Source organism: Pandoraea pneumonica, from assembly GCF_049918595.1.
In the GTDB taxonomy this organism is placed as follows: domain Bacteria; phylum Pseudomonadota; class Gammaproteobacteria; order Burkholderiales; family Burkholderiaceae; genus Pandoraea; species Pandoraea pneumonica_A.
Genome location: NZ_JBNCRZ010000002.1, coordinates 796,422 through 808,665 on the forward strand (window position 1 = coordinate 796,422; position 12,244 = coordinate 808,665).

The 12,244-nt window shown below is 61.4% G+C and carries 10 protein-coding genes; 5 read left to right on the plus strand and 5 right to left on the minus strand.

Annotated features, from left to right (window positions below):
• Positions 1-427 precede the first annotated feature (427 nt).
• The 3 genes from ACPWR9_RS10120 to ACPWR9_RS10130 are packed head-to-tail and all read left to right on the plus strand — an operon-like array spanning position 428 to position 5,251.
• Entirely contained in the window at positions 428-2,434 is a 2,007-nt protein-coding gene (locus ACPWR9_RS10120) for a TonB-dependent receptor plug domain-containing protein (protein ID WP_426297079.1), read from the plus strand.
• 25 nt (positions 2,435-2,459) lie between these two features.
• On the plus strand, positions 2,460-3,881 hold the full coding sequence (locus ACPWR9_RS10125) for an ABC transporter substrate-binding protein (protein ID WP_426297078.1): 1,422 nt from the start codon (positions 2,460-2,462) through the stop codon (positions 3,879-3,881).
• Positions 3,845-5,251: a di-heme oxidoredictase family protein gene (locus tag ACPWR9_RS10130; protein WP_426297077.1), complete on the plus strand. Its 1,407-nt coding sequence runs from the start codon at positions 3,845-3,847 to the stop codon at positions 5,249-5,251. Before ACPWR9_RS10125 ends, ACPWR9_RS10130 begins: the two co-directional genes overlap by 37 nt.
• A 21-nt stretch (positions 5,252-5,272) precedes the next feature.
• On the opposite strand, the gene ACPWR9_RS10135 is transcribed toward ACPWR9_RS10130, so the two are convergent.
• Positions 5,273-6,208, minus strand: coding sequence for a LysR substrate-binding domain-containing protein (locus ACPWR9_RS10135; protein ID WP_426297076.1), 936 nt, complete (start codon positions 6,206-6,208; stop codon positions 5,273-5,275).
• 229 nt (positions 6,209-6,437) lie between these two features.
• Here ACPWR9_RS10135 and ACPWR9_RS10140 point away from each other — a divergent pair, with 229 nt between their 5' ends.
• Together ACPWR9_RS10140 and ACPWR9_RS10145 are read left to right on the plus strand one after the other, a co-directional pair.
• Entirely contained in the window at positions 6,438-7,868 is a 1,431-nt protein-coding gene (locus tag ACPWR9_RS10140; protein ID WP_426297075.1) for an amidohydrolase family protein, read from the plus strand.
• 25 nt (positions 7,869-7,893) lie between these two features.
• Positions 7,894-8,388 carry a DMT family transporter gene (locus tag ACPWR9_RS10145; RefSeq protein WP_426297074.1) on the plus strand — a complete coding sequence of 165 codons (495 nt, stop codon included), beginning with the start codon at positions 7,894-7,896 and terminating at the stop codon, positions 8,386-8,388.
• On the opposite strand, the gene ACPWR9_RS10150 is transcribed toward ACPWR9_RS10145, so the two are convergent.
• From ACPWR9_RS10150 to ACPWR9_RS10165, 4 genes are all read right to left on the minus strand, one after another.
• Entirely contained in the window at positions 8,324-8,848 is a 525-nt protein-coding gene (locus tag ACPWR9_RS10150; RefSeq protein ID WP_426297073.1) for a hypothetical protein, read from the minus strand. The two genes, ACPWR9_RS10145 and ACPWR9_RS10150, sit on opposite strands and share 65 nt — an antisense overlap.
• 392 nt (positions 8,849-9,240) lie before the next feature.
• Complete coding sequence (locus ACPWR9_RS10155) at positions 9,241-10,569, minus strand: NAD(P)/FAD-dependent oxidoreductase (protein ID WP_426297072.1); 1,329 nt, start codon at positions 10,567-10,569, stop codon at positions 9,241-9,243.
• A gap of 72 nt (positions 10,570-10,641) precedes the next feature.
• Complete coding sequence (locus tag ACPWR9_RS10160; RefSeq protein WP_426297975.1) at positions 10,642-11,409, minus strand: ABC transporter ATP-binding protein; 768 nt, start codon at positions 11,407-11,409, stop codon at positions 10,642-10,644.
• A gap of 65 nt (positions 11,410-11,474) precedes the next feature.
• Positions 11,475-12,242: an ABC transporter permease gene (locus ACPWR9_RS10165; RefSeq protein WP_426297071.1), complete on the minus strand. Its 768-nt coding sequence runs from the start codon at positions 12,240-12,242 to the stop codon at positions 11,475-11,477.
• Positions 12,243-12,244 lie beyond the last annotated feature (2 nt).

Here is a 12,244-nt window from a genome sequence, read left to right on the forward strand (position 1 = left end):
CTGTATCGGCGATGTGTCTGCCTAACGCTCGCTGGCAACGCTTTGTGTCCGCGCCAGCGTCAGATACATAGCGATACAAACCCGGCAAGGAATTGACCGCTGAAAGATAGGGGGACACGACGAGGGGGATTGATTCGTACGCCTGACGAGTGTCCCGAAAACCAGTATCACGGCGGACGAATGACCATCATAGACCGTCATTTGCTTGCCAAGATTTTTACTTTCCCCTACGCTCCCTCCGCCGTCATTGGTTTCATACGGCGCAACCGCGTTCGCGCGACCCGCTCCCGATTTGCCCATACCGGATCCCCTTAAAGGCTCCGTTGCGTCGCTTCGCGTCCGGCATTTCGCGCGACCATCGTTATATAAGTCGCTATATAGCGACGAACAACAAGACGAAGAAGGGGACATAGCAGTGCGTTTTACGATGAAGAAGTTGTCCAAGCGTAAGCTCCCGCTGGTTGTTGCGGCAGCGATGTCATCCACCCTGGGCTACGCCGCAGAAGAACCGGTGTTCGAGCTAGGTCGCGTCGACGTGACCGCCAAGAGCGACCGTATCCCGGTCGGCACCCAGACGCTCGATGCCGACCAAATCGAGCAAGCCAATCGCGTGACGGTCGGCGCTGCACTCGACATGCTCCCGGGCGTAAACATCTCCAAAGTCGGCCCGCGTAACGAAGAAATGGTCTACGTGCGCGGCTTCGACATGCGGCAAGTGCCGCTGCTCATCGACGGCATTCCCGTCTACGTGTCGTACGACGGCTACGTCGACCTCGCGCGTTTCACCACGTTCGATATCGGCACCATCGAAGTCCAGAAGGGCTACAGCTCCGTGCTGGCAGGCCCGAACACGCTGGGCGGTGTGATCAATCTGGTGAGTCGCCGCCCCCAGAGCAAGTTCGAAGGCAATATCGGCGGCGGCCTCGTGTTCGATCGCCAGTTCGCCAACAACGGCTATCAGGGCAACTTCAACATCGGCAGCAATCAAGGCCTGTGGTACTTCCAGATCAGCGGCTCGTATCTGGAACGCGATTTCTACACCTTGTCCGACGCTTTCAAGGGCACGTCCGCGCAAGCCCCGGGGCGGCGCAACAACTCGGACAATCGCGACAAGAAGATCAACGTCAAGATCGGCTTCACGCCGAACGCGACCGACGAATACTCGCTGAACTACATCAACCAGGTCGGCGAAAAAGGCAACCCGCCGTACGCGGGCACCGACCCGACGCAGAACATCCGCTACTGGCGCTGGCCCTACTGGGATAAGGAAAGTCTGTACTACATCTCGCGCACGCAACTGGGCAGCGATAGCTACCTGAAAGTGCGCGCCTATTACGACCGTTACAAGAACGGTCTGAGCATGTACGACGACGCCACGTACTCGACGCAACTCAAGAAGTCCTCGTCCAACTCGTCCTACGACGATCACACGTGGGGCGCGAGCGCGGAAGTGGGTACGAAACTCTTCACGGCCAACACGCTAAAGTTCGCGGCGCACATCAAGAACGACTACCACCACGAAATCAATCCGGGCAAACCGGATCAGCATTTCGAAGACGCCACGCTCTCGTTCGGTCTGGAAGACACGCACGAATTCACCGACAAGTTCTCGGTGCAGGGCGGCGTGAGCTACGACAAGCGCATCACGCGCCGTGCCGAAGACGTGAACGCCGCGAACCAGATCATCGGGTTCCCGAAGGACAACGTCGACGCATGGAATCCGCAACTCGGCATGGTGTACAAGACTTCGCCGACCGGCAAACTGCATCTGGGTGTGGCTGAGAAGAGCCGCTTCCCCACGATCAAAGATCGCTATTCCTACCGCATGGGTACGGCGATCCCCAACGCTGGCTTGCGCCCGGAACACGCCACGAACGTGGAGATCGGCTACAGCGAGCGTATTGCGCCGGGCACGATGGGCACGTTGAACCTGTTCTATAGCGATATTCGCAACCTGATTCAGGCCGCATCGATTCCGGCAAGCGCTTGCAGCAGCCCGCCTTGCACGCAGATGCAGAACGTCGGTCATGTGGTCGCGCAGGGCATCGAAGCCTCGGTCAATACTCAGATTGGCGACGACATCGAAATCGGCGGCAACTACACGTACATCAACCGCCAGAACCGCAGCGATCCGACGATTGTGCTCACCGACGTGCCGCGCCATAAGCTGTTCCTGTACGGCAAGTGGAACATCACGTCGAAGGTCGCCGTGAGCGGCGACACGGAATTCACGTCGTCGCGCTTCAGTTCCAGTGACGGGCGCCGCGTGGCAGCCGGGTTCGGTATCGCGAACGCGAAGCTCGCGTGGAAGGTGGTGCACAACGTGACGGCAGAATTCGGCGTGCGCAATATCTTCGATCGCAACTACGCCTATACCGAGGGGTACCCGGAACCGGGCCGTAACTACTACGTGAATCTGAACTACGCATTCTGAATCAGGTAATGAGAAGGAGCAGGGCATGCAGGCAGTAGCAGGCAAGACGATTCGGGCGCTCACCTCGGCGGTATGGGTGGCACTGGCAGTGCTATCGAGCGGGGTGGCGCCCGCCATCGCGGCAGACGCGCCGGCAACGGCCGCCGTCGCGAAACCGGCGAGTGCGACGCAACGCGAGACGTTGACGGTACTCACGAGCTATCCGGAAGAAGTGGTCGCGACTTTCGAGCGTGCGTTCGAGAAACAGCATCCAGAAATCGCCCTGCAAATTCTGTGGCGCCAGCATCGCGATGCCTACGACTACCTGCAAGGCCCGAAGCAGGGCGGGGTGGATGTCTATTGGTCCCCGGCCGTGCGCAACTTCGCCGATCTCGGGCAAGAAGGGTCGCTGCGCAAGCTCGACGTCGACTTGACGGGCTTGCCGTCGCACGTCGGCAAGTTCCGCATCTCGGATCCGGACGGTCGTTTCGTCGCATCGGAAATCGCAGGGTTCGGCTTCATGCTCGATCCGGCGGCGCTGGCGCGTCAGGGACTGCCCGCGCCTAAGACGTGGCAGGACCTCACGCAACCTCGATATCGCGGACACATCATGTTCCCGGTGCCGAGCCGCGTGGGGTTCTCGCCAACATTGCTCGACGTGGTGCTGCAAGCCGACGGCTGGGACAAAGGCTGGGCGTCACTCTCGGAAGCCGGTGCGAACTTTGTGTTCGCCGAGACCGGTGGTGCATTTGCCAGCTTGTCGCACGGCATGCGCGCACCGATCTCGATTGCCGTCACCATCGATTTCTTCGCGAGTTCTGCGATAGCAAACGGCGCGCCGCTGACGTTCGTGTACCCGCCCAACACCGGATATTCCCCCGCCCATATCGGCATCTTGCGTGATACACCCCATCTGGCAGCGGCCCGCACGTTCGTCACGTTTGTGCTGTCCGATGCTGGACAGAAGCTGCTGTTTGCGCCGGACGTGCGTAAGCTGCCGGTACGCCCGAGTGTGTATCGTGATGCGCCGAGGGGTACCTACGACCCGTTCGCAGCAAATGCTGCAACCGCTGGCGTGACGTATGAAGAGACGCTGGGACTCGCACGCTACTCGCTCGACAACGCGTTGTTCGACGTATTCATCACGCGCCGCAAAGCAGAGCTCACGGAACTATGGACGCGATGGCACCAACTGGCCGGAACGGAAGGCAACGGGACCCCACGCCCGACTGTGAATGCTGACGCCACCTGTCTTGAGAGGGCGAGAGTCCTGCTGACGCAAGCGCCAATCGACGCCAGCACCGCTGCCGATCCGACATTGCGTGCGACGTTCGACCGTCGACGCCAAGACCCGCAAGCGCAGGCGCAGGCAACGGCGCTTGAGGGCTCGTGGTCGCAGACATTGAATGCCCGCACGGCACAAGTGCGTGAATGGCTGGCCGATGGGGCGGTATGTTCGGGCAAGTGAAGCCGGCAAGCGCACCGCGATGGCGAGTGAGTCTGGCAGCGGCGGTGGGTGTAGCGGTCAGTTTGCTATCACCCGCGGCCATGTCGCAGACGATGACGCCGCCTGTAACGCGTGACGCCTTCGGCATGCCGATGACTTTCGTGGCCGACGACGATGCATCGCTCGCGCAGTTTGCTGAGGGGCGCTCGCTGTTTCGGCAGAGTTGGGTGGTGTATCCGTCTGCTGACCGGCGCATCGCTGGCCTCGGCCCGGTGTACAACCAGATTTCGTGCATCGCCTGTCACGTGAAGTTCGGCCGCGGCAACGCACCGCTCGGACCGGACGAAGCGCCACGCGGCCTGCTCGTGCGGCTAAGCGTGCCGGGCAACACGCCGACGGGTGCGCCACGAGAGCATCCGAACTACGGCGACCAACTCGGCGACAAGGCCATTCCTGGGGTGCCCGCAGAAGGGCAAGTTCGCGTGCATTACACCGAGCGTGTCGAGCGATTGGTGGGCGGCGAAACGGTTCACCTGCGCGTGCCGCAACTGGTGTTCAGCGATCTGGCATTTGGTCCGCTGAGCCACGGCACGATGACGTCGGCACGCGTCGGCTCCCCGGTTTATGGGCTCGGCTGGCTGGAGGCTATCGACGATGCCACGCTCCACGCGTTGGCCGCCCGTCGTTTGCCGGACGGTGTGCGTGGGCGTGTCAATCGAGTATGGGATGTGGCGACGAAACGGCAGGTTGTCGGGCGCTTCGGCTGGAAGGCCAACCAGCCGTCGATACGCCAGCAGATTGCAAGTGCCTTCGTCGGCGATCTCGGCATCACGTCGCCGTTGTTTCCGCAGAAGACTTGCCCGGCAGTGCAGACGGCATGCCGCAAGGCGCCAACCGACGGGCAACCGGATCTGACGAGCGCTCAACTCGACGCCATCGAGTTTTTCCAACGCACGCTGGAAGTGCCGCCGCGTCGGGATGTCGATGACGCACAAGTTAAACGGGGCGAGCGGTTGTTCTCACAAACCGGCTGCGCGGCCTGTCACACGCCGAGCCTGCGCACCGGGGCGTTCCCGCCGCTGGCAGCGATGGCCAATCGCGATATCGCACCGTACACCGACCTCTTGTTGCATGACATGGGGCAAGGGCTCGCGGATGGGCGCCCAGACTTTCTCGCCGGACCGCGCGATTGGCGCACGCCGCCGTTGTGGGGGCTGGGGTTGGCGGCACTGGTGAATCCCGACGCAACGTATCTTCACGATGGCCGCGCCCGCACGGTGCAGGAAGCGATACTTTGGCACGGCGGCGAAGGGTACGTCGCCCGTGAGCGTTATCGTGCAATGTCGTCGCAGGCCCGTGCAGACCTGCTGCGATTCCTGATGTCGCTGTAGCCGCTCGCCGACTGACGCGGCTTAAGCGCCAGCAGCGGGCACCCGGTTCGCCTGCGCCATTTCCATCGACACACTTTTCGCGACGTCGATGAATGCGCGCAGTGCGGCGGGCATGCGCACGCGACTGGGGTGATAGAGATAAAAGCCCGGGGTGAGCGGCGACCACGCTTCGAGCAGCGGCACCAGTCGTCCCGATTGCAAGTGCGGTTTCATCCAGTCTTCCGTCCAGACGGTCACACCCAGCCCGTCGAGCGCGGCTTGCAACGCCACAGCGCAGTCGTTCACGATCAGCGTGCCGGTGACGTTGATGTCGAACCACTGCCCATCCTTCGCAAATTCCCAGCTATACACGCCCGTCTGTCCCGCGCGACGCCAGTTGATGCACTTGTGGCGATGCAGGTCGTGCGGTGTCTCCGGTCGGCCGTACTTGCTCAGGTACTCGGGCGAGGCGACGGCGATCTGACGCAGGTCCGGGCCGACGCGCACGGCGACCATGTCCTGATCGACGTGTCTGCCCAGCCGAATCCCGGCATCAAACCCACGCGCGACGATATCCCCGAGACTTTCATCGCTCGTGAGATCCAGCACCACGTCGGGGTATTTCTCCTGAAATACGCCAAGCATCGGCCGGAGCAAATGGATGATCGCCATTTGCGGGGCACACACCTTCAGCGTGCCCGCTGGCCGGTCGCGATAGTGATTCACCTCGTCGAGCGCAGCACTGAACTCCACGAGCAACGGTTGCATGCGGGCGAAGAGCGCGTTGCCCGCTTCGGTCAGGCTGATGCTGCGGGTGGTGCGATTGAAGAGGCGCACACCCAGCCGTTCCTCCAATGACCGAATCGTCTGACTCAGTGCCGAGGGCGAGACGGCGAGTGCATTCGCCGCACGCGCGAACGCACCTTGCTCGGCAACCGTCACGAACGCCCGGATATCTGCAAATTCGCTGCCTCGCATTATGTATTCCCAGCTTCACAAAGTATGTGGAGTATAGGTGATTGTTGCCGCACACACCGGTCTTTACAGTGAACCCTGTCGCCAATGCGAGCACCGACCGAGAGTCGGGAATGCCCGCCCTTAAAGGCAAGACAGCGTTTCATGACCGGCAGTGCGCCGCCACACAACGATGGCGGCGGCGCCTGACGATGAAATCGCCTTCTCGCCGATTATTCGATCAGGAAGCACAATGCCAGCCAATTCATACCCTTCGACGTCATGGGACACCCTGCGTAACATCGTGGCGCCGCTAGCGCCGGTGGCGAGCCACCAACGCCTGCTTATCAAGGGCGCGGTCATCGTCAGCATGGACCCCGCCGTGGGCGATCTCGCGCGCGGCGATCTGTTGATCGAAGGCAGCCGTATTGCCGCCATTGCGCCCGAGCTCAGCGCTGACGTGGTGGCCGGTGCCGAAGTCATCGACGCGTCGAACATGATCGCGATGCCCGGTTTCGTCGATTCCCATCGCCACGCGTGGGAAGGCCAACTGCGCCGTCTCGATCCAAACTCCCCGACGCTGCTCGACTATCTACGCTCGACTCACTTTTCCGTGGCGACGCACTACCGCCCGGAAGACATGTACGTCGGCAACTTGCTGACAGCGCTGGGCGCGCTCGACGCGGGCATTACTACGCTGGTCGACAACTCGCACAACGCGCGCAGCCCGGCGCACTCCGATGCGTCCATCGACGCGCTTCAAGACGCAGGACTTCGTGCGGTCTATGCGCCCGGCAAACCGCTGGCGGGTGAATGGGCGCAGCACTGGCCGCAGGATCTGGCGCGGCTCAAGCAAGAGCGCTTCGAGGAAAACGACGATGCACTGGTGACGATGGCGATGATGTCGCAATGGGATCGCGAGACGTGGGCCGAAGCGCGCCGCCTGGGCTTGCGCATCGTCACGGAGTTTCTCGGTGCGGACATGGGCAAACTGTTGCCTGAACTGAAAGCCGACGGCCTGCTCGGGCCGGACAACATCTTCAATCACTGCACGGGCCTGACCGACGCGCAGTGGGAGATTCTGAGAGACACCGGCGTGAGCGTGAACGTTTGCCCGCGCTCCGATGCACAGTACGGCTTGGAGGAGGGGTTGACGGTCTTCCAGCGCGCCGTCGATCACGGCATCGCGCCTGCCATTAGCATCGATGTCGAGGCGTCTTACGGCGGCGACATGTTCGCTGAAATGCGCGCGGCGTACGTCATGCAACGCGGCTTCGCGCAGCATCGCCGGTACCACGGCGACGCGTCGGCCCCGGCGCCCGTGCCGGTGCGCAGCATTCTCGCGTCGGCCACGATTGACGGCGCACGCGTCGCCGGTCTGTCTAACGTCACCGGCTCGCTCACCCCCGGCAAGCAAGCCGATATCGTCTTAATTCGTGCTGACGACATCAATCTCTACCCGTCGAACAACGCCATCGGCACTATTGTTCACGCGGCAGAGCGCAGCAACGTCGACACGGTCATCGTCGGCGGGCGGATTCGGAAGTCTGGCGGGAAGTTGCTCGGTCTCGACACGCAGGCACTCAAACAGGCGACGGAAGCCTCGCGCATGCATTTGTTCGCACGCGTCGGCTATACGCCAGACATCTTTGCCGATGCGCCCCCGCAATTGGCGCAAGCGTGAGCATCAGCCGAACGAGTCCATGACCATGAACTTCATTCTGTTTGCGCTGGCGTTTGCCGCTGGTTCTGCGATTTCGGTGCAGGCTGCCGTCAACAGTCAGTTGGCGGGCGGGTTGGGTGGCAACGTGGTGGCGGCGGGACTTGTCTCGTTTGCCATCGGCACGGCCGCACTGGCCGCGATTGCTATCGGGAAGGGCGGCTTGGCGGCGGCCATCGCGAGTGTGCCGTCGCAACCGGTGTGGCGCTTTGCCGGTGGCTTGTTGGGTGCGGGCGCGATCTTCTGCACGGTATTGCTCGCACCGCGCATCGGGCTGGCGAACATGCTGGCGCTCGTGATTGCCGGGCAGCTGCTATCGTCGCTCGCTATCGATCACTTCGGGCTGGTGGGTGTGGTCACGCGTCAGGTATCGGCGGTGAAGCTGGCCGGGGCGTTCGTGATGCTAATCGGCGTCTCGATCACGCTCTTTGGAAACTCGCTGTCACTGATTTCTGAACAACTTCACCGCTGGCTATACGGTTGATGTCGTCAATCGACAGGTCAAATGTATCCATCAAGAACGTCACTCCGCTCCAGTGTTTCGCCGCCGCCGCCGTCAGATCACCAAAGTGTGCATAGTAGTTTTCGAGCCACCACACATGCTCGTCCGCCGCAGCGTGCGCGCCGCGGGTCAATACGTGGCCCCGGTACCCTTCCGCTGACGAGCTGTGATGAACAAAGCATTGCGCCGGAAGGCGCTCGCATAGCAACGCGTACTCTCGCGTTTGAAGGATGCATTCATGCCATACGTCGTCAATTGATTGACTGACGACGGCATAGGTGTCTTGGGATGTTTTTGATCGAACGGAGGCGAGAAATAGAAATTTCAGGCATTCGTCAATACGGATATCCCGTTCAATCTCGGGGAGATCCGCCAGCTTTCTACAGAGATGAGCGATAAGCGATTGCGGTGCGAAATCGCGAACATTGTTTTTGGAAATCATGAATATTCCACGACCTAGGAAAAGGCTGCCATGTTTGGCAGCCTTTGTTCGCTGTGTGATTAGGCCGACGGTTTGCACCAGGCTACAACTTGGTTTTCCAGAAGTTTAGCAAGCACTACTTTTTGAGTCAGGGTCGAGCGAAGGGTGTCCAGCGAGAAGATCATGTTCATAAGTCACATCATAAAGTAACCACAATGATCCGCCATTAACAACATGACGGAAGACGCTAGATCTCATCGGCCGTGGTGAGCTTTAAAGAGATCTAGTCATTGAAGACTACGGTGACCCATGGGGGTGGCGAAATCAAATATCGCCATTTCGATTGATTTTGGGAGCTTGCATTTTTCGTCAGGGTTGTCCTGTTCTGACAACCGCCGAACGCCTATGCCCGATTACCGTTCCAACCCCGCACGGTGCTTCTGATACTGAATCGCCGATACGATCGCCACGCGCCGGATCGGCTCGGGCGGCAGCCAGGAAGGGCGCTCGAAGCCCAGCGCGTCGGCAAGCTCCGGCGACTGATGTCCGCAGGCCATTTCGCCGAGCAACTTGCCGAACATACTGCCTTTGAGTACGCCCGCGCCATTGCAACCGAGCGACGTGTACAACCCCTTGCGCACCTCACCGAAGTACAACGCACCATTGCGGGTGAGCGCAGTGACGCCGCCCCACACGTGCTCGAACTTGTGCGAGGCCATCTGCGGATAGCGCCGACGATAGGCATCGGTGAGCATCGCCGTGACATCGGCCATCGGACGCTCTTTCTCATACGAATAGGCGCTGCGCACGACAAATCGGCCGCCGAGCGTCTTGCGTAACGTCGTACCTAAACGGTTCGCCGGAATTACACCCCATTCCTGCGCCGGGCCGAGTTTGGCGAGTTCTTCCGTAGCGAGGGCCGGTGTCATCGCCGCATACGTATAGATGGTGAAGACGCGGTCGCGCGCGAGGCCCAGTTTCCGGGCGAAGCCGTTATTCGCCACGATCACCTGTGCCGCGCTCAACTCGGCGGTGGCCGTCGTCACCTTGAACGGCCCATTGCCATCCAGCGATACAACGGCTTCGTTTTCCCAAAGACGCACATTCGGCGGCAGACTGTCCGCCAGCCCACGCACCAACGCGGCGGGTTGCACGAAGACGTTGTTATCCGAGTGATACCCGTAGCCGTAATAGTCCGTGCCGATCTCGCTTTGCAACGCATCGCGCGACAGTTCGCGAAACGACACGCCCCATTCGCGGTATTGCGCCAGCGTGTCGCGCAAGCGCTGTTCGCCATCGGGGGTGGCCGCCGCGTGGTACTTGCCCACAGGGTTCCAGCCGCAATCGATGCCGTGCGTGGTCACTAGCTCGTGCAACCACTTCAGCCCAATGTCGTAGAGGCGAATCTGCTTACGCGCCACTTCGACGGGGCTGCCGTGACCGCCCATGCCGGTGTTATGCGGCAGGTTGATGAGAAACCCCGAGTTGCGCCCGGAGGAACCGTTGCCCGCTGTGGTGGCATCGATCACCAGCACGCTGGCTTCGGGGCGCAATTCGGCCACGCGTCGTGCCGCCGCTAAACCGGTGAAACCGGCACCGATGACGATGACGTCGAAACTCCGTGCAATGGGTGGTTGGGTGCGCGGCACGCGGGCGGGGAGCAGGGCGTTCCATCCTGCTCCGGCCTGATAGGCGGGAAAACGGCTGCGAGCAGCGCGAGAGGCGTTAACTTGATTGGACATGACGATACGTGTGCTGACATGCATAGGAATTCTCGCGGCAGACCGGATAAGCCGGTGCGGAACGCGCGCGGCTTACGCGGCGCGGCTCTCCAGACTGCGCATGACCTCCGTTTGCACGGTGTTCCAGATTTGCGATTTGAGTTCGTTGTAACGGGGCGAGAGCTGTACTTGCGCGTTGCGTGGCATCGGCAGGTCGTTCGGCAGATCGCACGCCACGCGCCCGGGGCGCGCGCTCATGATGACCATGCGCGTCGAGAGCATTAGCGCCTCGTCGATCGAGTGCGTGATGAACACGATGGTCTTGCCGCTCTTCTGATAAATCTGCAAGAGCTCTTCCTGCAACACCTGCCGCGTCATCGCGTCGAGGGCCGCGAACGGCTCGTCGAGCAGAATCACGTCGGGGTCGTTGGCGAGCACGCGGGCAATCGACACGCGCTGACGCATCCCGCCAGAGAGCGCCTTGGGGTAGCGATCTTCGAAGCCCGTCAAGCCGACCATTTCGATATAACGGCGTGCCGTCGCGTAACGGGTGGCTTTATCGACGCCCTTCATCTTCAACCCGAACGCTACGTTATCGAGCACGCTGAGCCACGGGAACAGGGCGTATTGTTGGAAAACCATGCCGCAGTGGGGATCGATGCCCTTGACCTCGCGGCCGGCAACCACAATGCGCCCAGTCGTCGGTTCGTCGAAACCGGTGATCAGGTTCAACAGGGTCGACTTGCCGCAGCCCGACGCCCCCAGCAGCACCACGAACTCGCCGCGTGCGATGTTCATGTCGACACGCTCCAGCGCCTGAAAATCGCCATAGCGCTTCGAGATGCCCTCGATGGCGATCATCGTTTCACCGTTGCCGGAGGAAGGCGACGCGTGGGTTGCGGAAACTTGCGAATCAATGCGATCGTTCATGCCTGCCACCTCAACACTTTGCGCTCGATGGCGCGAAACACCACGTCCGTCACCAGCACGGTGACGCTGATCATCACCATGCCGAGCACGACGACTTCCGTCTGAAAGAACTCCTTGCCATTCATGATGAGAAAGCCCAGACCTTCGCGCGCGGCCACCAGCTCGGCGGAGATCACGCACGTCCACGACAGGCCGAGAATGATCTTCATGCCCGAGAGGATTTGCGGCAGGCTGGCGGGCAGAATCACTTCACGCATGACTTGCCAGTTGCTCGCGCCCAGATTCTTGGCAGCGCGAACGAGCAGCGGATCGACATTGCGCGTGGCTTCGATCACATAGACGAGCGCCGGGGCAAACGTGCCCATGAACACGATGCTGTACTTCTGCGTCTCCGAAATGCCGAACCACAGCAGCGAGAGCGGAATCCAGCTCATCGACGGCAGCGGGCGCAGGAACGACAGGATGGGGTCGAACGCAGCGCGGGCGTAGGTCGACGTGCCCAAGATGATGCCCAGCGGAATCGCGACCAGGGTGGCCGCAATGAAGCCAGTCATCACGCGGCGGGTGGAAGCCAGCACGTTCGAGACGAGCGTGCCGTCGCTGAGCATGGCCAGAATGCGTTCACCCACAGCAGACGGGGGCGGCAGGAACAGGGGGTCGATAGCCCCGGTGCGGCAGGCGACTTCCCACGCAAGCAGGAAGACGACGATGGACGCAAACCCCACGCCGAGCAACGTGGCGCGAGACGGTTGACGATGATTCACAA